At 59.3% G+C, this 21,911-nt stretch carries 23 protein-coding genes; 5 read left to right on the top strand and 18 right to left on the bottom strand.

All coding sequences use genetic code 11. The features are described 5' to 3' along the window. Positions 1–77: 77 nt before the first annotated feature. Positions 78–539 (bottom strand): DnaJ family domain-containing protein, encoded by a 462-nt coding sequence (locus tag I8J29_RS02520; RefSeq protein WP_208845999.1) that lies wholly within the window; start codon positions 537–539, stop codon positions 78–80. A gap of 388 nt (positions 540–927) precedes the next feature. On the opposite strand from I8J29_RS02520, the gene I8J29_RS02515 reads away from it, so the two are divergent. Then, entirely contained in the window at positions 928–1,554 is a 627-nt protein-coding gene (locus I8J29_RS02515) for a YjgB family protein (protein WP_208845998.1), read from the top strand. A 75-nt stretch (positions 1,555–1,629) separates the two neighbouring features. Here the strand turns inward: I8J29_RS02515 and I8J29_RS02510 are convergent, their stop codons facing one another. The 4 genes from I8J29_RS02510 to I8J29_RS02495 form a co-directional block, all read right to left on the bottom strand. Next, positions 1,630–3,006: an FAD-dependent oxidoreductase gene (locus I8J29_RS02510; RefSeq protein ID WP_208845997.1), complete on the bottom strand. Its 1,377-nt coding sequence runs from the start codon at positions 3,004–3,006 to the stop codon at positions 1,630–1,632. A 162-nt stretch (positions 3,007–3,168) separates the two neighbouring features. After that, the gene (locus I8J29_RS02505; protein ID WP_338113022.1) at positions 3,169–3,522 is read right to left on the bottom strand and encodes a DoxX family protein; all 354 of its coding nucleotides are present in this window, start codon (positions 3,520–3,522) and stop codon (positions 3,169–3,171) included. A 76-nt stretch (positions 3,523–3,598) separates the two neighbouring features. After that, a complete protein-coding gene (locus tag I8J29_RS02500; RefSeq protein ID WP_208845996.1) occupies positions 3,599–4,024 on the bottom strand; it encodes a MarR family winged helix-turn-helix transcriptional regulator in 426 nt (141 codons plus the stop codon). 146 nt (positions 4,025–4,170) lie between these two features. Next, positions 4,171–5,553, bottom strand: a complete 1,383-nt coding sequence (locus tag I8J29_RS02495) for an aminotransferase-like domain-containing protein (RefSeq protein ID WP_208845995.1) — start codon at positions 5,551–5,553, stop codon at positions 4,171–4,173. Positions 5,554–5,700: 147 nt separating this feature from the next. Between I8J29_RS02495 and blaOXA the strand changes: the two genes are divergently transcribed. Both blaOXA and I8J29_RS02485 read left to right on the top strand, forming a co-directional pair. Then, positions 5,701–6,504 (top strand): class D beta-lactamase, encoded by an 804-nt coding sequence (gene blaOXA / locus I8J29_RS02490; protein ID WP_240545827.1) that lies wholly within the window; start codon positions 5,701–5,703, stop codon positions 6,502–6,504. Beyond that, positions 6,501–6,704, top strand: coding sequence for a hypothetical protein (locus I8J29_RS02485; protein ID WP_208845993.1), 204 nt, complete (start codon positions 6,501–6,503; stop codon positions 6,702–6,704). The genes blaOXA and I8J29_RS02485 overlap by 4 nt, the downstream gene beginning before the upstream one ends. Positions 6,705–6,841: 137 nt before the next feature. Here the strand turns inward: I8J29_RS02485 and I8J29_RS02480 are convergent, their stop codons facing one another. The 3 genes from I8J29_RS02480 to I8J29_RS02470 form a co-directional block, all read right to left on the bottom strand. Next, entirely contained in the window at positions 6,842–7,144 is a 303-nt protein-coding gene (locus I8J29_RS02480; protein ID WP_208845992.1) for an EthD family reductase, read from the bottom strand. A 138-nt stretch (positions 7,145–7,282) separates the two neighbouring features. After that, positions 7,283–7,708 (bottom strand): NUDIX hydrolase, encoded by a 426-nt coding sequence (locus I8J29_RS02475; RefSeq protein ID WP_208845991.1) that lies wholly within the window; start codon positions 7,706–7,708, stop codon positions 7,283–7,285. Between the two features lie 75 nt (positions 7,709–7,783). Beyond that, positions 7,784–8,197 (bottom strand): MerR family transcriptional regulator, encoded by a 414-nt coding sequence (locus I8J29_RS02470; protein WP_208845990.1) that lies wholly within the window; start codon positions 8,195–8,197, stop codon positions 7,784–7,786. Positions 8,198–8,373: 176 nt separating this feature from the next. On the opposite strand from I8J29_RS02470, the gene I8J29_RS02465 reads away from it, so the two are divergent. Then, the gene (locus I8J29_RS02465) at positions 8,374–9,207 is read left to right on the top strand and encodes an oxidoreductase (protein ID WP_208845989.1); all 834 of its coding nucleotides are present in this window, start codon (positions 8,374–8,376) and stop codon (positions 9,205–9,207) included. A gap of 107 nt (positions 9,208–9,314) precedes the next feature. On the opposite strand, the gene I8J29_RS02460 is transcribed toward I8J29_RS02465, so the two are convergent. The 8 genes from I8J29_RS02460 to I8J29_RS02425 all read right to left on the bottom strand — a co-directional run bounded on the left by I8J29_RS02460 (position 9,315) and on the right by I8J29_RS02425 (position 18,279). Further along, positions 9,315–9,953 carry a class I SAM-dependent methyltransferase gene (locus I8J29_RS02460; RefSeq protein WP_208845988.1) on the bottom strand — a complete coding sequence of 213 codons (639 nt, stop codon included), beginning with the start codon at positions 9,951–9,953 and terminating at the stop codon, positions 9,315–9,317. Between the two features lie 177 nt (positions 9,954–10,130). Beyond that, complete coding sequence (locus I8J29_RS02455) at positions 10,131–10,838, bottom strand: glycerophosphodiester phosphodiesterase family protein (protein ID WP_208845987.1); 708 nt, start codon at positions 10,836–10,838, stop codon at positions 10,131–10,133. A 25-nt stretch (positions 10,839–10,863) separates the two neighbouring features. After that, positions 10,864–11,730, bottom strand: a complete 867-nt coding sequence (locus I8J29_RS02450) for a carbohydrate ABC transporter permease (RefSeq protein WP_338113008.1) — start codon at positions 11,728–11,730, stop codon at positions 10,864–10,866. Beyond that, positions 11,730–12,626, bottom strand: a complete 897-nt coding sequence (locus I8J29_RS02445; protein ID WP_208845986.1) for an ABC transporter permease — start codon at positions 12,624–12,626, stop codon at positions 11,730–11,732. The genes I8J29_RS02450 and I8J29_RS02445 overlap by 1 nt, the downstream gene beginning before the upstream one ends. A gap of 1 nt (position 12,627) precedes the next feature. After that, positions 12,628–14,184 carry a type 2 periplasmic-binding domain-containing protein gene (locus tag I8J29_RS02440; RefSeq protein WP_208845985.1) on the bottom strand — a complete coding sequence of 519 codons (1,557 nt, stop codon included), beginning with the start codon at positions 14,182–14,184 and terminating at the stop codon, positions 12,628–12,630. 102 nt (positions 14,185–14,286) lie between these two features. Continuing rightward, on the bottom strand, positions 14,287–16,119 hold the full coding sequence (locus I8J29_RS02435) for a sensor histidine kinase (protein ID WP_208845984.1): 1,833 nt from the start codon (positions 16,117–16,119) through the stop codon (positions 14,287–14,289). After that, on the bottom strand, positions 16,116–17,129 hold the full coding sequence (locus I8J29_RS02430; protein ID WP_208845983.1) for a response regulator: 1,014 nt from the start codon (positions 17,127–17,129) through the stop codon (positions 16,116–16,118). The genes I8J29_RS02435 and I8J29_RS02430 overlap by 4 nt, the downstream gene beginning before the upstream one ends. A 349-nt stretch (positions 17,130–17,478) precedes the next feature. Beyond that, entirely contained in the window at positions 17,479–18,279 is an 801-nt protein-coding gene (locus I8J29_RS02425; protein WP_208845982.1) for an SDR family NAD(P)-dependent oxidoreductase, read from the bottom strand. Between the two features lie 182 nt (positions 18,280–18,461). On the opposite strand from I8J29_RS02425, the gene I8J29_RS02420 reads away from it, so the two are divergent. After that, positions 18,462–19,007: a TetR/AcrR family transcriptional regulator gene (locus I8J29_RS02420; RefSeq protein WP_208845981.1), complete on the top strand. Its 546-nt coding sequence runs from the start codon at positions 18,462–18,464 to the stop codon at positions 19,005–19,007. Between the two features lie 292 nt (positions 19,008–19,299). On the opposite strand, the gene I8J29_RS02415 is transcribed toward I8J29_RS02420, so the two are convergent. Together I8J29_RS02415 and I8J29_RS02410 are read right to left on the bottom strand one after the other, a co-directional pair. Next, positions 19,300–20,337, bottom strand: a complete 1,038-nt coding sequence (locus tag I8J29_RS02415) for an NADH:flavin oxidoreductase/NADH oxidase (RefSeq protein ID WP_208845980.1) — start codon at positions 20,335–20,337, stop codon at positions 19,300–19,302. Positions 20,338–20,814: 477 nt separating this feature from the next. Further along, positions 20,815–21,675 carry an NAD-dependent epimerase/dehydratase family protein gene (locus tag I8J29_RS02410; RefSeq protein WP_208845979.1) on the bottom strand — a complete coding sequence of 287 codons (861 nt, stop codon included), beginning with the start codon at positions 21,673–21,675 and terminating at the stop codon, positions 20,815–20,817. Between the last annotated feature and the right edge of the window lie 236 nt (positions 21,676–21,911).

The raw sequence follows: 21,911 nt of genomic DNA, 5'->3' as shown, positions 1-21,911 counted from the left end.
ATTGTGCCGTTTCCATCCAAAAGAAAGAAGCCGCGAATGACGCGTCTTCTTTCTGCATGCGCGCGCGCAGCCCCGGCCTACTCCCAATGCCCGAGCTGGCGGCTCGCGTTCTCTTTCGTGACCGTCGGCTTCTGCAAGGCCGCATGAGGCACCATGGTATTGTACCTGACGATCATCGCGTTAATCTCGCGCAGGTCGCGCTCGAGCGCTGGATCGCCGTCGCTGCCGGTCCGTTGGAGCCAAAGCCGCAAACGGTCCCTGATTTCGTGCTGCAGCGTCAGCCATCCCGGCAGGAAGTTCGACTGGCGAAGCAGGCTGTTCGTCACGTCGCCCGACGGCACTTCGATCGGTTTGCCTTTGCCCGCCAAGTCGTCAAAGGCGCCTTTCTTCCATTCTTCCCGGAAGATTTCGCTGACCCAGTCGTGAACGGTCACGCCCGCGTTCCAATAGTTCCTCGCCGGCGCTTCCGCTTCCGCTTGCCCGGTCTCGCGTGCCGCTTCGACGTCGGCCTCGATCCGCGCGTCGCCGGGAGGCGCCACGGCTCCATCCGTTTGAGAATGCTTTTTCTTTCGCTTGTTAGGGCCAAAAAGCATAAGCTCACCGCCTGTTCCGTTAGTCGACGGGATCGATCCGCGCGAAGCTGAATACGGCGGACATGAAGCGCTTGCAGAACGATTCGTTACTTTTATTGTATCCATTCCCTCGGCATGCGCTCCTCGTTCCTTTGAAGATTCCATGAACAATGCGGCATGAAATCCGCAACGCGCAGGCAGTTCTCGCTTCGCTCGCCGCGTCTTGAACCGTCGTTACTTTGTTGTTACTTTTTCGTTACGCTTTTGTAACGCACTCCGCGGGCGCCCAAGGTAAGATGAGCATGTAAGCCGACAACGTCCCTTATCCCCCACTACTACGAAGAGGTGAATATAGATGAAGAACGCAGCAACGACGACACCGGTTTGGAAAACATGGGGCAAGCTTGCCCTCGCAGGACTCATCACGGCAGGCGCCGTCACGTTCGCGGCCGGCCCTCAAGCCAACGCGGCGCAAGCGACGAGCGCATCCATCGCGTCGAGCCTGAAAGCGGAAACCGGCAGCGTCTACATCAAGTCGATTTACGACTTGGCGAAAAAAGGACAGATTCCGGGCCTGCAGGCCATTGCCGGCAAAACGCCGATCTCCGCGGTCCATTACAAATGGGGCACGCCGGATACGGGCGGCAGCCAGAAGGGCAACCATTACGAGTTCTACAACTTCGGCATGGGCCGCGGCGCGTTCGGGTTCGGCGTGAACAAAGCGGGCGTGATCTACGACCTGCGCAACTTCGGCCAATCCGTCGACCAGACGGTCGGCATCAAGTCGCTGACGTTCGCATCCGTCATCAAGACGCTCGGCATGCCGAAGGAAGTGCGCTGGAACGGCACGGACAAAATCTACGTCTACCACCCTTCCGCGGCGTACGAGCTGAAATTCGTCGGCCCCGGCACGGTCGTCAAAGGCAAAATCGCGCACATCGACCATATCAACGTCTACTCGGCGAAAGCGGCGGCGAAATAATCCGCGTCCGATCCAATCCGAAGAAAAACACCGTCCACAACCGGCTTTGCCGGGAATGGACGGTGTTTTTGTCGCTTATAGCTGCGCGAATAAGTCGTTCAACGTCTCGGTCATGCTCGGATGCGTGTAGATCCGGTCCCGAAGCGATTCGTGCGTCTGTTCCGTGTCCATCGCGAGCGCGATCGCATTGATGATCTCCCCGGCTTCCTCGCCGAACAGGGCAGCGCCTAGTATTCGGCCGGTTTCTTCATCGACGACGGCTTTATAAAAGCCGGTCGTCTGCCGCAGAATCCGCGCGCGCGGCGAAGCCGTAAGCGGCAATTTCGCGACTTTGACCCGAAATCCCGCCTTTGCGGCTTCCTCTTCGGTCATGCCGACCTTCGCGAATACCGGCGTGATGAAGACGGAGGTCGGGACGTGGAGGCGATCCTGCCGCGAACGTGAGCCGTCCCCGAACAAGTGATTGCGGATAATGCGATAATCGTCCAACGAGATATACGTAAACTGCGGTCCGCCATTGACGTCCCCGATCGCCCATATATGCGGCACGTTCGTGCGCAGGGTATCGTCGACGGCGATGAACCCTTTCTCCGTCACGCGGACGCCCGCCCGCTCCAGCGCCAGCGAAGCCGTATTCGGTTGCCTGCCCGTCGCGAAGAGCACGACGTCGGCTTCCAAGGAGCGGGAATCGCCCGCTTCATCCCGGATCGACAGGACCGCGGCCGATGCATCGTCCCGGATGCGCTCCACGCGGCTGGAGAACAGGAAGCGAACGCCCAAGGCTTCAAGCGCCTGCCGAACGGCTTCCCGCACGTCCGCATCCTCCCGTTTCAGAAGCTCCGGCCCCCGCTCGATCACCGTGACCTCCGTGCCGAAGTTGGCGTACATCGACGCGAACTCCAAGCCGATAAAGCCGCTGCCGATAATGGCCATGCGGCGCGGCAGCTTGTTCAAGCCGAGCAGCGTGGTGCTGTTGTAGAGACGCCGGCTGTCGCCTTCGACGGCGGGCATGGCCGGTACGGCACCGGTATTGATGAATATCCGGTCGGCTCTGATCGTAATCGCTTCGCTCTCCTGCATCGTGACGATCACCTCGTGAGGCGAGACGAAAGAAGCTTGTCCGGTGATCAATCGGATACCGGGATGACCGGCGACGTTATCGTGATTTTTGCCCCGCAGGAACGACACCAGCTCTTCCTTCGTTCGCCAAGCTTCTTCGAAGGCGCGTTCCTTCTCCGCGAATTCGACATACCCTCGTGAAGCGGCGATCTCCGCGCCATGCACGAGCGACTTCGTCGGAATGCAGCCGATATTGATGCAGGTGCCTCCGTACATGGCCGGCGACTGCTCGACGACGATGACGCGCCAGCCCTGCTTGGCTAAGAAAGGCGCGAGCGTTTTTCCGCCTTTGCCGAACCCGATGATCAAGGCATCGGCTTCTTGGGTGATCATGGTGCTATTCCTCCTCTGGTGGATGCGTCTTCCCCCTGTCCGCGCCGACAGCTCGCATGCGTTAGTCTGATACGAAGGACAAGGAATTATCGCTTTTATTATGAAGGACAAAGGTAAAATCCAGATAAAGACGCCGCTCGCGCCATTGGACCGATCAACATGCTATAGCATGTAAACCACGGCCGCAACCGCATAGGACAGGATGCACAAAATAAGGGCCGGAAGCGCTTTTACAAAAGAATCTCTTGCCAGCGCGACCAGCATGAATGCCGCGACCAGCATGGTCGAACCGAGCAGCAGTCCGGCCAGCAGCGCCGCGACCGGGATCCAGATGCCGACGATCATGCCGGCAGCCCCGGCAAGCTCGATGGAGCCGGTCAGAAGATTGAAGAAGGAGGGCAGGCCCAGACGTTTGAACTGATCGGCCATCTTGCCGGAACCGATCGTCGTGCCCGTGAAGATGAAGAAAATCCCCAACAAGGCTTGAACAATGATAACCGCGGTGTCGATTGGAATCACTCTCTTTCGTTTAAGTTGATCGGTACGGGCACGGAATGAGCTGCATGCTAGAGCATGTATATGATGCGAAAAGCTAATCCTCCTTCACGCTTTGATAGAGTTTATGAAGCGCCGCATGAAGCCGCGCAAGTTCATCCTGGCTAAAATTCCGGGTAATATGGTCGTGTGCTTCCTTGACCGCGGAGAAGAGGTTCATTTTCAGGCGCATGCCTTTGTCGCTCAGATACAGGTCATGGGAACGCTTGTCATGGCTGTTTTGCAGCCGCTTCACCATGCCTTTCTTCTCGAGCGACGCGATCATCCGCACGACGGTCGATTGATCCCGGTCGATGGCCTCGGCGATTTCTTTCTGCGCCATCGCGCGGTCGCCGTCCAGCACGCTGATGATCCCGAATTGCTCGGGCGTCACTTCGTACTGCTTCAGCTGCTTGATGAAGTAGTTCGTTAATTTCATATCCGTCCGGTGGATCAGGAATCCGGTGAGATCGAATAGTTCCATAGGATACCTCGCGTTGTTTGCCGGTTTGATGATCGGCACATGTACATGCTATAGCATATAATATAGCGAACGTTCCGGCTTGTCAATTTAAGCCCGCAACGAAAAAGCCGAATCCCCTATTTTTTGCGGATTCAGCCTATTCGCTCTTATCCCCGTTCCACGAACCTCACTTCCGTCCGCTGGCGGAGCAATTCTCGTATCCCCTCTCCGATCCTTCGAACGCCGGGCTCGATGAGCGTTTCGTCCACCTGCGAGACGCTCAGCCGAAAGACATCCTCCTGCCGGAAATCCGGCAAATACATGCGTTCCGCCGGATCGACCCGCACGCCGAGCCGCAGCAGGCGATCGGCCGCGGCCTGCGCGCGAAGCGGAGCCGGCAGCTTGATCGCGGAATAGAAGCCGGAGGACGGTCCGGTATATAAGGTCCCCGGCGGCAAATGCTTGCGATAGGCTTCACGCAGCAGCACCGCTTTGCGACGGTAGATGTCGCGCATCCGGCCAATGTGGGCGGCGAACATGCCGCTCTCGAGGTAGACCTCGAGCGCTCCTTGCGTCAGCAGAGGCGAATGCACGTCGGCCGCGGCCTTCGCCCGCAGGAAAGGCGCTCGCAGCTCGTCCGGCAGCACGGCCAGCCCGAGTCGCAGGCCGGGAAGCATGACCTTGGAGAAGCTTTTGACGTAAATGACCCGGCCGGACGCATCGTAAGCGAACATGGGATCGTTCCTGGAATCGCCGTCCAGATCGCCCATGTAATCGTCCTCGATGATATACACGTCATACCGCCGCGCCAGCTCCGCCATTCGTTTGCGCGCCTGGTTGGTATGGCTGTGTCCGGTCGGATTATGGAACCGCGAGACGGTATAGAAGCACTTGACGTCCCCGTTCCGGAACAGCGCTTCCAGCCGGTCGAGATCCATGCCGCCTTCCCCGTACGGGATGCCGTGCACGTCTCCCCCGTAGCCGCGAAGCGACTCGATCATGCCGGGGTGCACCGGTTGTTCCACGACGATGTTCCGCTTGCCGTTCGGAAACGGCAGCCACAACAGCAAATGCAGCGCCTGCTGCGAGCCGGTCACGACGCAGACGCGCTCGGGAACCGTGAACACCTGCAAATCGCGCAGATGCCGGGCCAGCTGCAGCCGCAGCGAAGCGAGTCCCTGCTCTTCCGAATAGGTGAACATATTCTCCCGGTAGCGCTCGATCGCCTCGTTCATGCAATGCTGGAAGTCTCGGAACGGCATCGCGCGGCGGTCCGGTCCGGCCCATGCGAAATCAATGACGTCCCGCTCCTCCGCTTCGTCCCCGGCTCCTTCGCACGCAGGGGTCCGGTGCGCGACATAGTAGCCGCTCTGGGGCACGGAATAGATCCGATGCCGATTCGCAAGTTCCTCGTACGCCCGAATTACCGTATTCCGGCTGCAGCCGAACGTCTCCGCCGCTTCCCGGATAGACGGCAGCTTATCCCCCGGACGCCGCGTCCCGTTCTTCATCTCCTGCAGATACCGGTTCACGATCGCTTCGTACAGCATCTTCGCATACGCTCCTTCCCGCCGGCTGTACGGGTACAATCGCCGAAAACGGCGATGCGGCCCGGCCGCGCGTTCCTTTATACTCGGTGTTGTCGATACCCGTCCATTCGTATCGTCATTATGAAGAAGCCCGAGGAGGAATGCAACTTGAAAACCCGGAAGAAGAAAAACCGAATCGTTTGGGCGCTCGCCGCCCTGTTGTTCGCCGGCACGACGGGAAGCGCCGCTAGTCCCGCGATCGCCGCCCCGAAAGAAACGAAGCTGCCTTGCGAGGCGTTATTCCATGACGTGCAGGGGACGTTGATCGTCAAAAACGCGAAGACGGATCGCGTCTACGTCTGCAATTCCGGCCGCAGCGTCCAACGGTTCACGCCGGAGTCTTCGTTCAAGGTCGCGAACGCGCTGATCGGTCTCGAAACGGGCGCGGTGCGGGACGAATACGACGTGAAGCGGTGGGACGGCGTCGTGCGGCCGTTCGAGGCGTGGAACCGGGACCATTCGCTGGCTTCGGCCATGCGGGAATCCGCGATCTGGTACTACCAGGCGATGGCCCGGGACATCGGGGCCGAGCGGATGAAGGAGTACTTGACGCGCATGGATTACGGCAATATGGACAGCAGCGGCGGCATCGATACCTTTTGGCTGGACAGCTCGCTGAAAATCTCGGCGGTCGAGCAAGCCGCGTTCATGGAAGCGCTGGTGGAGGAGACGCTGCCTTTCCGGGAGCAGACGATGAAGACCGTCAAGCGCATCATGATCGATAACGATCAGGACGACTACACCGTGCACGGCAAGACGGGCACGCGCCTGTCCGACATGGGACTCGGCTGGTACGTGGGCTACGTCGAGCGCGGGAAGAACGACTGGGTGTTCGCCGCGAACGTGGACGGCAGCGGAACGACCGCCAAGACGATCACGCTGGCAGCCTTGAAGCGCGCCGGCATCGCGTGAACGTCGTCTGCGCGAGCATCGCTGCGGTATTGTTCGCCGGCTTCGGACTGTTCGAGCTGTTGGCGTACCGGAAGGGCTGGCCGTTCAGCGTAGCCCTGCGCTGCCTGCGGCGAAACGCCATCGGCAAGCGGTTCGCCGGCTTGCTGGTGCTCCTGGCGATCCTGGTCGAGGCGATGCGCGATTTGAGGCGGGTGCTGTAAAATCGACAGCCTTGACGTACGCCATCGCCGAATGAATGGACGAAAGACCGGCCCGCTGCTCCCCTCGGGGATCAAGCGGGCCGGTCTTTAGGATTGCTGCGGACAAAGTTGGCCCGGCGAAGTTCGCGAGCGGCCGTTCACTCCGTAATCAGGATGACGGGCGGACGATGCAGGTAAGGAATCAGATTCGCGACGTCTTCGGTCACTGCCTGTCCTTCCGCGCTTGCCAGCGCCGCGCGGAGATCATCGGCGCTTTCGAATTCGGCCTCGACGACCAGATACGGCTCCCGGTCCGTATTCTGGGCGCTCACGACGCGGAGCGCGGAGGCGCCGGTCAGTTTCGGGAATTTCTTCGCCAGCGGCATATGTACGCCGAAGTAGTGCTTTTCGAAGCCTTCGACATCCTTCGGCTTCTCGTAGATGACGATCAATTTGGCCATTGTCCGCTTCCTTTCTTGCCGGTTCATTGCAACGCGGCCGGAAGCCGCGCGATGGATTCCGGTTCATGAATTTCTCGCTTCATAATGTCCCGATTCGCAGGCGTCTATGCGCCGCCTTCTGGACGGGGCAGCAACGCGCTAGCAGTCCCTCAGCGGGATCGAGAACTCGATAAAAAAGGGCTGAAGCGCTTCGTTCAAACACAGCTCGATTCGTTGCTTGAAATTCCCCCATTCGACCATGCGCAAAGCGGTTTCGATGGGATAATAGCCGACTTCCAGCGACTCGGGCGTCGTCGTAAGCGTTCCTCCGACCGGCTTTCCCAGAAATAAGAGGTTGCATATACAAGCGCTCACATTTTGAAAGACGCCGCAAAATCGGGTGACTTCGATTTCGATCCCGCTCTCTTCGCGCGTTTCCCGGATCGCGGCGTCCCTTGCGGATTCGCCTTCCTCGACCTGGCCGCCCGGCATTTCCCAGCCTCGCTTCGGTCCTTTGATCAGCAGGATCTCTCCATGTCCGTTCAAGACGATGGTTGCCGCGGACACGATATGCTTCGGAGCCATTTCTCATCCTCTCCCCTCACTAGCCTGTCGATCTCGCTTCATTGCGGCGGCAGCTCGACCGGTGCGCCGCGACCCTCATGGCGCCTCCGTGAATACGCAGTCCGTTTCGGCATGCACGGCCGTTGTGCCATGCGCGATGGCGGTCTTGTAGTACCAAATCTTTTGATCGATTTTGCTCATATACCCTTGCAGTTCCGCGATTTTCTCCAGCACCGCGTTGCGATGGTTTTTGAACACGGCGAGACGCTGCTTCAGCGTATCGTCGCCTTCCATGCCCCATTCGATATATTGCCGGATCTGCTTGACGGGCATGCCGCTGTTCTTCAAGCAGGCGATGACGCCGAGCCATTCGAAATCGCTCTCTTTAAAATCCCGGTTGCCGGCCGGCGTGCGGTCCACGAATGGAAGCAAGCCCTGCTTGTCGTAGAAGCGCAGCGTATGGGCGGTCAATCCCGTCCGTTCGGCGGCCTGACTGATGGTGTACCCCACGTTTAAAACCACCTTTGACCTAAAATTGACGAGGTTTGTATCGATTAGATCGTACGCGAAATCAACCGATTATTCAAACGTTTTGAAATCTCGGATACGTCGCTTGACTTAGACAGGACTCTAAGGGTTAGAGTTCTTCTTGCACGGCACTTTTATTGCAAAGGAGACGACTTGGCATGAATACGAATCTCGTCTGGTTTATTACCGGCTGTTCCACCGGCTTCGGCAGAGCGCTTGCCGAAGCGGCGATACAAGCGGGCCATAAGGTTATCGTTACGGCAAGGAAGCTCGATGCCGTCACGGATCTCGTCGGTGCCGATACGGACAACGCGATGGCGCTGGAGCTGGACGTGACCAAGCCCGAACAGATCGCGCGAGCGGTACAAGCCGCGGCGGACAAATTCGGCCGGATCGACGTGCTTGTCAACAACGCCGGCGTCGGCTATTTCAGCTCGATCGAAGAAGCCGCCGAAGACGAGACCCGGAAGCTGTTCGACGTGAATTTCTGGGGGCTCATGCATACGACCAACGCCGTCCTGCCTTATATGCGCGGCCAACGCTCCGGCCATATCATCAATATATCGTCCATTGGCGGCTTGGCCTCGTTCCCGGGCGTAGGGTATTATAACGCGACGAAATACGCGGTCGAAGGCATCTCCGAAAGCTTGGCCAAGGAGGTGGCGCCGTTTGGAATCCGCGTGACGCTGATCGAGCCCGGCAATTTCCGCACGGATTGGTCCGGCCGCTCGGCCGCGAAGACTGCCTCCGCCATCAAGGAATACGAGGCGCTCATCGCGCCGTTCGTCAGCGGAGCCAACCACGGCAGCGAACCCGGCGATCCGAAGAAAGCGGCGCAAGCCATCCTTCGAGTCGCGGAGTCCGAAGCGGCACCGCTGCGATTGCTGCTTGGCGCCGAAGCGTACCATACCGTCAAGGGCAAATATACGGCGCTCCTGCAAACCATGGAAGAATGGAAAGACGTCACGATGGACGCCGATTATCAAGCTTGATTCCGACGCGTCCGTCCGAAGCGCGTCAAAAAGGCATGCCCCCGCGGGAGCATGCCTTTTTGACGCGACGGTTCAAGCGCTGCCGGGCGAGCTTGACCTAACAACCGTCAGCGTGCCGACGAACCTTTTTGACAGGTAATCAAGGTGAACGGGAACGGCGGTTTGGCTTCCGCGTTCTTATGCGGCTCCACGACGTCCGCGATCCCGGTCAGCCCGTAGCTTCCGAATTCTTCGCGTATGGAGTCGGCGTCGTAAAAGAACATCTTGACCCCTTCCCTGATCTCGAAATAGTCTTTGCCGAGCGGGATCCCCTTGCCGAACATGGGCGCCGCTTTGGAGATCGTCACGAACAGCATAGAGCCGTTCGGCTTTAACTGATCGAAGCAGTCTTGAATGAACTTCGCCCGTTCTTCTCGGTTCAGCAAATGGATCAGGGCATACGAAAAGATCCCGTCGTAGTGTTTGGGTTCAAACGGCATCTCGGCCACCGAGCCATGAAAAATAGGGATGTTCAGCCCGTGCTCCCGCGCCAGATCGATCGCGGTTTGCGAGATTTCGATCCCGGCGACTTCAATGCCGTTATCGAGGAATATGTTCGCGTTTCTGCCGTAGCCGATGCCCGGAATCAAGATCTCCTTCGCGTTTCGTTCCAGGAAGAAGTCCTTGGCCAGAATGGCCGAGTCGGCGGGCTCGAAGCCCCACATCGTCTGATGCTCGCTAAAGCTCGCTTCCCAAAATTCGGTCATCCTTTAATCCCCTTTGCAACCTTGATGATGATTTCATTGCACGTTGACCGTTCCGGCGCCCGGCGCATGTGCCTGTAACTATACACGCTATCCTGGCCATCATCAAGCCGCGAGCACGCCAAGAGCAGCCGGCCTATCAAGACCGGCTGCCTGATTGATACATTTGCGCGCTCCGAATTAGACTAAGATCGTATCCGTCGTTACGTAAGCGGCGCCGGCCGCGATGAATGGCCGCGCGTCTTCGCGGCTGTTGACCGTCCATAGCGATACGTCTATGCCCGCGGCGCTTAACCGTCGGACATCCTCCGGCGTCGCGCGACGATACTCGTAATCCAGGAACGCCGGCCGCAGTTGCTCGATCAATCGCATATCGGTTTCGGGAGCCGGCTCCGCTGTCAAATAACCTAACGGCACATCACGGTCGATCGCCCGTACTTTACGCAAATCCTCGGCGTTGAAGCAGATGAAGCTGCATTGCCGGAGCATGCCGCTGCGCTCGACCAGCCGGACAAGCTCATGCAGGTCCTCGTCCCGATGATACTCCTCGATCTCGACGAAGGCGTGCATGCCGTACGCTTTGCCGATCGCCAGCACGTCCTCCAGGGGCGGAACGCGCAGGCCCGGGTATTGCTCGATTCCGTTTCCCGCGACGATGTTCAAACTGCGGATGTCCGCGAACGCGAAATCCTTTACCCTGCCCGTGCCGTCCGTCATCCGGTCGACCGTCCGGTCATGATGCACGATCCAGCGCCCGTCGGCCGTGCAGTACGTGTCGCATTCGATTCCCCAGAAGCCCATGCGGCCGGCCAGTTCGAACGAAGCAAGCGTGTTTTCCGGCGCGCGGGCGCTCAACCCCCGGTGGGCGACGTATTTGGTGCGGTTCATGGGATCTACCTCCTCTTCTTGGCGCTCAGCCCTTGACCGATCCGAGCAGGACGCCTTTCGTAAAATGCTTCTGCAGAAACGGGAAGACGAGCAGCAGCGGCAGTGCGGTAATGACGATGGCTGCCATCTTGGCAGCGGGCGTGAATGCGTAGCGGATACCTGTCGCATTGGCGATCGTCGGATCGTCCTCGAGCAGCATTTGCCGAAGGAAGACCTGCAGCGGCATGAGCCGGTTATCGTTCAAGTACAGAATCGCCGAGAAATAGGTGTTCCAATTGTAGACCAGGTAAAACAACGTGAACGTGGCGATCGCCGGCAGCGACAGCGGCGCGATGATCGTCAGAAGCAGCCGCCACTCACCGCTGCCGTCGATTCTGGCCGATTCCTCGAGCTCGGTCGGCACGGATCGGAAGAACCCCCTCATGACGATGAGATTGAAGGGGATGATCGCCGAGCTCAGCCAGAGCGACCAGAAGCTGTCGATCAGGCCAAGCGCGTTGACCACCAGATAGGTCGGGATGATGCCGCCGGAGAACAGCATTGTGAAGACGACCAGGAAGTTGATGACCGCTCTCCCCTTCAGCCACGTTTTCGATAATCCGTACGCCATCAACGTCGTCAGCGCCATATTGATCGACGTGCCGACCGCGCTGATGACGACCGCGTTGCGAAAGGCGATACGGAAGCCGGGATGCGACATCAAATACAAATACCCGTTCAAGGTGAATTGCTTCGGCAAGAGGTAGAAGCCCCGTGTCAAATATTCCTTCTCTGTCGAAAACGAAATCGCCAACACGTATAACAAAGGCAGAATCGCCGCCAAGGCGCAAAACGCGAGCATGAAGGCCGCGGCGATGCCGAACGTCCGGTCCGCGCCGGTCGAACGCCTCACTAGAACACCCCTTCCTGACCCATTCGCTTGGCCAGCTTGTTGACGGTCAGCACCAGGACTAGCCCTATCGCCGATTTGAAGAGGCCGACCGCCGTCGAATAGCTGTAGTCCCCTTGGTTCAAGCCGACTTTATAGATGAACGTCTCGAACACTTCGGAGACTTCCCGGTTCATCGGATTTTGCAGCAGGAACACATGCTCGAAGCCGAGGTCCATGATATGGCCCATGCGCAATATGAACAGGATCACGATCGCGCCGCGAAGCGCGGGCAGCGTAATATGCCAAAGCCGGCGCGACCGGCTCGCGCCGTCCATCTCGGCCGCCTCGTACTGCGTCGGGTCGATGGCGGACAGCGCGGCCAGGAAGATGATGGCGCCCCAGCCAGCGCCTTGCCAGATGTTCTGGAGCAGCCAGACGGGACGGAAGTAATGCGGGTCCGTCATCAACTCGATGCGGGCGAACCCCCAGCTCGCCAGCAGATTGTTGATCGCGCCCGAGCCGGTAGCGAACAGCTGCAGCGTCATGCCGACGATCACGACCCAGGACACGAAATTGGGCGCGTACAAGATCGTTTGAACCGCGCCCTTGAACCACTTGACTCTCGCTTCGTTCAGCAGCAGCGCGACGAGAATCGGCGCCGGGAAGAAGAACAGCGCGTCCAGCAGGTTTAGGAGCAGCGTGTTTTTCAGCAGCAGCCAAAATTCGCCTTCGGCGAACAAGCGGCGGAAATGGCTCCAGCCTGCCCAGTCGCTGCCGAAGAAGCCTTTGAACGGACTGTAATTCATGAACGCGATGGATACGCCGAGCATGGGGATGTATTTGAATACGACAAAGTAGAGCAGGCCGGGCAAGATCATCGCATAGATCGGTAACGCTCTTCGAACATACCCGTTCACGCTATTGCCCTGCCTTGTACGCGGCGTTGACCTCCTCGACGATCCGGTCGCCGCCGTTCTTCTTCCAGTCGGCTATCGCGTCAAGAATGCTGTCGACCGGCTTCTTGCCGGAGATGATCGCTAGCACGGACTGCAAGAACTTGTCGTCCAGCTCGCCGCCCTTCTGCGCGTAAGTCGCCGAGGAACTGAGATACCCGTCGGCCGCGTTCTTGTACGGATATTTCCCGGCGTCGTCGATCGACTTCTTCATATCCGCCGCCCATTTGGCGTCGCTCCACTTGTAGATGTTGAACGTATTCGTATTGCCGCGCAGCACCCAGTTCCACAGCAGGCTTTGGCGGCCTTCGCCTTCCGCCTTCAGGGCGTCCGTCATCTTGAAGGTGCCGTCGTCGTTCTTCTCGTACTGCTCGCCCTCGATTCCGTTCTTGATGATGTCTTCTCCTTCGGGAGATACCCACCAATCGAACAGCTTCAAGATCCGGTCACGCTTCTCGGCATCCATGTCCTTGTTCAGGACGACCTTCAGCATACCGCTCGTCGGCGTGGTCGTGCCTCTTGCCCCGCCGGCGCCGATCGGCGGCGACAGCTCGACGAATTGCCCGTTCGGCGCGATCGTCTGCAGTTGCTTATTCGTCTGTTGGCTGAACTGATAATGCATGTCGAGCGCGAAACCGACCTTGCCTTGCGCGTACTTGTCGTTAAAATTCGTATTCGTGATAAAGTCCTTGTCCAGCACGCCTTCCTCGTACGCCTTCCGCATGAAGGAGAGGAACGCGGTCCATTCCGGGCCTTGCGTTTCGACCGGAACCAGCTCGCCGTTCGCTTCCTTCCAGCCATTGGCGAGACCAAACGCCGCCTCCAGCTGCGGGTCGCCCAGTTTGAGCGAGTTGCCGAGGGCGGAGAATCCGAACGTGTCCGGCTTGCCGTTCTTATCCGGGTCCTGCGTCGTGAACGCCTTGGCGATTTCATAGAACTTGTCGATGGTGAAAGCGTCGTCCGCCGGCTGCGGAATGCCGAGGCTGTCCAGCCAATCCTTGCGCGCGTAGGTCGAATTCTGCGCCGTCTCATAGATGGGTATGCCGTAAATTTTGCCTTTCGGATTGAGCAGCGCCCACGATTCCGGCGTCGCTACCCCGTGAAGCGTCGGATAAGCCGCCAAATAAGGCTGGAGATCCATAAATACGCCTTGATCGGCCCATTTCAGGAACATCGTCGAGTCGAGTCTTATGACATCCGGCATTTTGCCGGAAGCGGAGACGACGTTCATCTTCTCGACGAAGTTGGCATTAGGCACCCACTGCATTTGCAGGTCGACGTTGAACTTGTCGTCGATGTACTGGATGATCGGGTGATTGTTGTCCGGCCAGCCGCCTCCCGTCCATGATGCCGTCATGATCTCGATTTTGATCTTCTCCGTCGCGTCCCCTGCCTTGCCGGGCGCCGAAGCGGCGGCATTCGTTCCGCCTCCGTCCTTGTTGTTCTCTTCCTTGCCGGCGCAGCCTGCCGCCATCGGCACGACCAGACCGAGCGCAAGCATCGTTGCGATTGCCTTCTTCACGTTCTGTTCCCTCCCGCTTGGAATCACCTGATTGTTTCATGGTCATTATAGCGTGCCGACTCCGGCCGATTTGTCCTGATCTTACGATCCTTTTATCCGAATCTACGATCCTCCTCTTGTCTTTTTCGGGAATCGCAGCGATACGACGCTCCCCTGCCCCGGTACCGAACGGATCGTTACGCCGTAAGGGGTTCCGTAATTCAAGGCTATCCGCGCGTGCACGTTCAGAATGCCGACGGACTCTTCCTCGTCGGTCCGGCCGTCCTGTCCGTCCATGATCCGCAGCCGTTCATTGATCCGATCCAGCGCTTCTTCTGCAAACCCGTTTCCGTTGTCGGCGACTTCCAGAATCAAATCCCCCTCTTCCTCGAAAGCGACGATGCGGATCAGAACCTTGCCGTTTTTCGGCTCGACCGCGTATTTGACGCTGTTCTCGACGATCGGCTGGAGCGACATCTTGATGATGCTGTGGTCCATCAAGCCGTCATCCGCCTCGATGCGGCTTTGAAACTTCGGCGCGAAGCGAATGCGGACGATCTCCAAGTAATGCTGCAAATTGCGAAGCTCGTCCCGGAGCGGCACCTCCGCGCCGGGGATTTTGGATGTATACCGATAGACGCTGGCAAGGCTCGCCGCCATCTTCTCGATCGTCGGCACTTTCTCGATAAAGGCGATGCTCTTGATGATTTCCAGCGTGTTATAGAGGAGATGGGGGTTGATTTGATTTTGCAGCGCTTGGATGAGCGCCTCTTTCTGTCTCAGCTGCAGGACCATTTCCTTCATCTCCAGGTCGTGCACGGTATGAATCAGTTCGTTCAGCCGGGCGGTCATCCGGTTGAAGCTGCCGTTCAGCTGCTGGATCTCGTCGTTGCCGGGAATCGCCTTGGCGCTGACCGTCATGTCTCCCTGCTCCACCCGTTCCATCAGACTGCGAAGTCGCAGAATCGGGCGAACGTGCCAGCCGACCAGCTGCGGGATGAAGAGGAACGAAACGACGATCAGGCCGGCCATCATAATCAAGGTGGAATTGCGGGCGACGTCGAGCCCGCTCGCCATCTCGCCCATCGGCACGTAGGCGACGATGTTCCACCCCGAGAACGCCGAATGGTTGCCGGAGACGAGAATCGTCTTGCCGCCCAGCTTCACCGAATCGTTCTCCTTCGTCAAGGAGATGCCTCGGAGCGAGGTGTCCGCCAAGTATTGGCCGGCCATGCGCAGATCCGGGTGATAGATGATTCTGCCGTCGGCGTCGACGATCAAGAAATAACCCGTCTCGCCTAAGCGGGCTTGTCCGAGAATGGCGGCTACTTCGGAGATCGACAAGGCGATATCCAAATTGCCGATCAGCTTGACCGTGTCGGGATCGAAAACCGGAATGATCAGCGTAATGAACGGATACGTCGTCGCCGTCATGCTGCCGCGGCTGAAGTAGAACGGCATGACCCGCAGCTGCGGGGACAGCGGCTCAGCAATCCACGGCGCCGTATCGCTTCGGGGAAGATTGCCGTCCTGGGAGTAAGCGTACCGGCCGTCCGCCGACCGAAGCACGATTCCCAGAATATTCGAGTCGTTGATGGCGATGTAGCGGGTGAGAATACCTTCGACGAGCGCAACCTGGCCGCGGTTCAATTGCCCGCCGGACTTGAGCCATTTTTGCAGCAGCCCGCTTTCCGGATTGTCGCCGAGCTGCGGATTGGTCGGCAGCGGCCCGGAAATCGACGCGTACGTCGATTGCGCGATCTGCGTGAAGTAGCGGTCGAGCTGATGATTGATTCGCGCGGTGGAGTCCTGCGCGATCCAATAGAAATCCTTCTTAGCCGATGAGGTATACGAATATGAGGTAAACGCCGCCATGATGACGATCGAGAGGAAGCTGATGGTCAACGCGGCGGCCAGGATTTTGGTTTTGATCGAGAAGCGGTAATGCCAATTCATGACCCCATCTTCTTTCTGTACTCGAGCGGCGTGATGCCGACCGTCGATTTGAATACCCTGGAGAAATAAGGCGTCGTCGAAAAGCCGATCATCTGCGTGATCGCGGATACGGAATAAGCGGTTGAGCGAAGCAGACTTTTGGCTTCGGCGATCTTCAGGCCGTTCACGTAGCTGACGAAGGAACTGCCGGTATGCTTCTTGAACAGGCTGCTGAAATGGGAGACGCTGAAATGCGTCCGTTCGGCCATGTCCGTCAGCGTCAAATCCTCCTTGAAATGCTGGCGAATGTACCGGCAGGAGTCTTCGATGGCTTCCGGCATGGACGCCTGCCCCCGTTCCGCGCCCGCGAGAACCCATTGCTCGAGCACGTCCGTGAAGTGACGCAGGATCGTCGGGTCATCGGCATGGACGGGGACGGGCCGGCGAAGTTCGATCCCGCAATCGTCCAACAACGGCTGCAGTTTATGATCAAACAGATGCAGCAGGCGTACCCGCGCATTCCATTGGGTGTATTTCAGGCGGAGCACCGCCTGCAGCAGCTCGACCTGCTTCTGCAACAGATGCCGCGGCGGCAGGTTCGGCCGGTTATCCAGCAGCGTCTGGAATTTGACGGCATATTCGTTCAAATCCCGGAGCGACTCGAGCTTTTCTTTGGAACGCGCCAGCGCCTCCGTCAACACCTCGAATTCGACCGGCTTCAGCAAGTATTCGGACACGCCGTACGACATCGCTTGCTGCGCGTACCGGAAGTTGTCGTAGCCGCTGACGATGACGGTCGCGATCGGCTCTCTCCTTTCATGAATCCGCTTGACCAGCGACAGCCCGTCCAGGCCGGGCATCATAATATCCGTAATCAGCAGCATCGGGCATAATTCTTGGATCAGGCTCCAAGCTTCCTCGCCGCTGCTGCAGGCGCCGACCACTTCGAACTCGGGGCCGGCGGCTCCGACCATCTCCGCGATGCCCCGCAGCACCCAGGGCTCGTCCTCGGCAATCAGTACGGTATACATGCGTTCTTGTCCCCCTTGTCCGGCATCCGTCGCCGCGATAGACGCGCGGCAATCGGATCGCGTTGCCGGCGCAAATTGTTTTTTGATGCTAATACGCATATGTTCCGAGAAGATTTAGAAAGATTGAACTTTCCGTAAAGCCTGCGCCGCGACGGCCAAGGTCCGTCCGTCCACTCCATGGTCCGGCAGCGGGCTTCGGCGTTCTTGGTGGAGGATTCGCGAACGGCGCGGGCATTCCTCCCAGGGCATAAAAAAGCAGTCAGGAGCAAGACAAAAAGGACACCGTTCCAGGTGTCCTTGGCTAATGGTTTTCCGTTTGCTTCGCAGGCATTCGCGCCTGCGTTATCCGTCAGACGCCGGGCGATTGACCGCCGTCGACGATGAATTCCGAGCCCGTGACGGACGGCACCCGGTCGGAGACGAGCAGCAGCGCCATGGCCGCGATTTCGGCCGGATCGACCAGACGTTTGAGCGGAATGGCCGCGCTCATGGCCGCCTTTTGCGCCTCGACGCCGATGCCCTTCTCGTCCGCTTGCTGCCGGGTGTACCTTACCGCCCGTTCGGTCTCCGTGGCTCCGGGCGAAATCGCGTTGATCCGGACATTGGAAGCGGCCAGCTCGCCGGAGATGCCTTTCGTGAAATTCAACAACGCCGCGTTCGAGGTACTGCCGGGCAGGTAGCCGGGGCTTGGCGTCCGTCCGGCGATGCCGACGATGTTCACGATGCGTCCGTCCCGCTGCCGGATCATGTGCGGCGCCGCCTCCTTCACCATTCGCATGTAGCCGAGCAGCTTCAGCTGCCACGTTTCCCAGAACGCTTCGTCCGGCAGCTCGAAGAACGGGCCGAAATGCGCGTTCCCCGCGTTATTAATCAAGATATCGACGCGTCCGAACGCCTCGATCGCCGCATGGACCGCCAGCCGCGCGGTTTCCGGCTTCGTCATGTCGCCCGCGACCGGAACGAGGCGCGCCGCTCCTTCCGCCGGCCGAGCCGAACGTATCGCATCCGCGGCCTCCTGCAGGCGATCCCGATCCCGCGCCACCATCACGACGGAGACCCCTTCTTCATACAGGGCTTTCGAGCAGGCCAGTCCGATCCCGGCGCTCGCCCCCGTGACGATCGCGATTTTTCCGTGCAGTCCCAGATCCATTCGAATCCTTCCTCTCTTAAAGCGGCCGTGGCCGCAGCGTATGCATGTGGATGTCGTGTTGCGCATCTGTGTATGATTATAGTCGGATACGGGGACGCTTCAAGGATCAGATGCAGAGGAACGGAGCATTAATGCCCAATCCGCGTCACATTGTGCGGAGCGGCAACCGCAGGAGGGAAACGATGGCAAGCGTCGACCGAAGAGTCGCGAAATCGCGGGAGGCCATCAAGACCGCGCTCGTCGCATTGATGGCCGATAAGAAATTCGAGCACATCACGATGCAAGATATCTCGGACAAGGCCAACGTCGGACGGAGGACGATTTATCTTCACTATCAGGATAAGTATGACCTGCTGGACCGGCTCGTGATGGAACATATCGAGGCCTTAAGAACCATTTGCGAAGCGGCGGAGGAAGCGAGCTTTGCCGAAGGCAGTCTCGCCTGGTTCGGGTACTTCGAGCGGAATAAAGCGTTTTTCGCCGCGATGCTGCGGAGCCGGGAAGCCGCTTCGTTCCGCAGCCGGTTCTTGGACTACGTGACCCGGCGGCTGGAGCACTACGTGGATATCGCCCAAGGCGTCAACGAAGGATTGAGCAAGGAGATCGTACTGCGTTTTCTCGGCACGGCCATTGTCGGTCTCGTCGAATCGTGGCTGGCCGGCGGGCTGTCGGAACCGATCGGCGCGGTGGCGAAGCAGCTCGGCTTGCTGTTGGATCGAAACCTCTAGTCCGCGGTCCATCATGAATCTTCCGATTCGGATGACCGGTTTGCTAACGACCGGCATCGCCCGAGGAAACCGTGAAGGCGGCTCCCGCCTGCAACGTGAACAACCCCATCGCCCGTTCTTGGCGATGGGGTTGTCGTGCTTATCGGCTTAAGCTACATAGCCCTTCAGCCGGTACGCGTTCCGAGACCCGAGCAGGTCGGCCGCGCGCCCCCGATAGGCTTGATAATGCTCGGATTCGAGATGCGCCTTCAGGCGCTCCTAAAACGGCTGATGATCGGGCTGCCGGCCTCGTTTACCGGTTCAAATCTTTGAACCCGATGCCGTATACGCCCGGGATCGTCGTTTCTTTGCCCAGTTTGGCGGCCGCTTCGAGCGTCCAATACGGATTGCGCAGCATCCCGCGGCCGACGCCCACGAGATCCGCGTCTTCGTTGCCGATGACGGCATTCGCGAGCGACGGCTCGTCCAACCGGCCGACGGCGATGACCGGAACGTTCAGGGCGTTCTTGATCGCTCTGGCCATCGGCACTTGGTATGCCACGTGCGTGCCCGGTCTGCCGTGCGCCAGAATCGGGCCTTCGCCGCCGGAGCTTACGTGGAACATGTCCACGCCGGCATCCCGGTACGTCTTCGAGAAGGCGATGCTATCCTCGATGCCGTAGCCGCCTTCCACGTATTCATGCGCCGTAATGCGCATGATAAGCGGCATATCGTCCGGCATGACGCTCTTCACGGCTTGAATCACTTCGCGGCCGAACAACGTCTTGTCCTGGCCGTAGGCGTCCGTTCGTTTGTTCGTGTACGGAGATTGAAACTCGTGAATCAAATAACCGTGCGCGGCGTGGAGCTCGATCGTGTCCATGCCGGCTTTGACGGCGCGTTCGGCGGCCTTGCGGAATTTCTCGACCAAGGCCTTCGTCTCGTCGATCGTCAGCTCCCGCGGCACTTTGGATTTCTCGTCGTACGGAATCGCGGAAGGCGCGACGGGCGTCTCCGCGTCTTCCGCCTTGCGGCCCGCGTGCGCGATTTGAATGCCCACTTTGGCGCCGTATTGATGGCAGGCATCGACGATCCGCTTAAGCGGCGCGATATGTTCGTCGGACCAGAGGCCCAAGTCGAAATTCGTGATTCGGCCGTCCGGCTCGATGTCCGTCATTTCGATGATGACGAGACCCGCGCCGCCGATCGCGCGGCTGACATAGTGCACATAATGCCACTCGTTCGCGATTCCGTCTTTGGCCGTGACGGCGTATTGGCACATCGGCGGCATGACGACGCGGTTTTTCAAGTCCATGCCTTTTAAATGAAAATCGTTGAACAAATGGTTCATGGAAGATGAGCTCCTTTATGCTTTCAGCTGCCCTTCGGCAGTCGAAATGGGGTTCATAGTTAGTATGGCTAGCCGCTGCCGCGGCTGCGCATGCAATAAATGGGGCAATTAGGGCTGGGTCTAAATAAATAATTAATGACATGAATTAATTACGTTAACTATCGCGATCCGCCAGCTCTTCAACGCTGGACCGGCATTGTGTCCCTCCTTGCCGCACGCGCCTTGGGATGACGTACAGTCCGTATTCTATGCCTGTTCGCCGGTTTAAACAAATTATAAAACCGCGCGACCGCCATAACGATATTTATAAATCCCATGCCTCGGCTGCCCATGCGCGGCGTATGCGTTCCTCCGCGACAAGACGAAAAGGACGATCCGATTCGCTTCGGATCATCCTCTTGCGCGGCAGCCCGATGAACGCATCGCGTCCAACACGTGCTTTTTCGTTGTGAGCCCGATGTTCAAACGTTGACCGGCTTAGGATTCCCCGCGCAGCGTGTAACGAAATCCTTCGCGCCACGAGGCGAACCCGGGCTTCCAGCCATGTCGCAGCGCTTTGGCGTTCGTCGCGCCGCGCTCGCCTCTCGCGCTGCCCGTCTCCGTCCTCGGTGCCGGAGCGCCGAGGCACTCCGCGAACGCGCGCAGCCACGCCGTGCCGGGCGCGGGATCGCCGTCCACGACGTTGTACGCGCCGGACGTCCAGTTCAGCGCCAGCACGGCGGCTGCCGCGGCATCCGCGATGTGCACGAAGGAGCTGACGCCGTCCGTCGCGGTCAGCTTCCCGGCCCGCGCCTGCTCCGCCATCAAGCCGTTCGGCGCATACCAGGTTCCTTCGCCGTACAGCAAGCCGTACCTCAGCAAGACGTGCTCCGGCATTTCCGCCGCCGCGGTCTCCAGCGCATGAACGCCTTGCACGGTCTGAAGCCGCGGCGCCGGCGCGCCGAGGTCGAGCGGACAGTCCTCCGCCGCCGGACCCTCCCCCGGCGCATATGCCCAAGAGATGCTCTGCGCGATCATGCGGCGGGCTCCGGCCGCGCGCGAGGCGTCCACGAGATTGCGCGTTCCCTCTATGCGAATGCGCGCATTGTCCGCCATGTTGACGCCTTGCAGCGCGGTCAATTGATGAATGACCGCCTCCGGCGCGGCTTCGGCAACTGCGGCGAACAGCGCGCCGCGGTCGAAGACGTCCGCCAGCGCATAGGCGGCCCCGGCTTCCCGCAATGCCGCGGCTTGCTCCGGACGGCGGACCAATCCCGTCACCTCGTGTCCCGCCGCGACGAGCATCGGAATGAGCGCCCGCCCGACGGCGCCGCTCGATCCCGCTACGAATACTCTCATTTCCTCGACCTCCGATTGGGGTTAGGTTGTCCCCCGATTCTGATCCTTACACAGCTTGCCATGCTTGGAGTCTCCCCCGTTCCAACCCATCCTGCCGGTCGGAACGGCCATTACCCATGCATGGCCTCCTCCACCCGTCTTCCCGAAGCATCGGCTCCGTTCCGGGTTCCGCCTATTTCGACGAAGCAGCCGCTCCGAACGTGACACTCCGCGCCTTGCGATTTTTTCCGACACCG

It is taken from the genome of Paenibacillus artemisiicola (assembly GCF_017652985.1).
Classification (GTDB): domain Bacteria; phylum Bacillota; class Bacilli; order Paenibacillales; family Paenibacillaceae; genus Paenibacillus_Z; species Paenibacillus_Z artemisiicola.
Note: the sequence above shows the minus strand (reverse complement) of the source record. Positions and strands in the feature narration are given on the sequence as shown.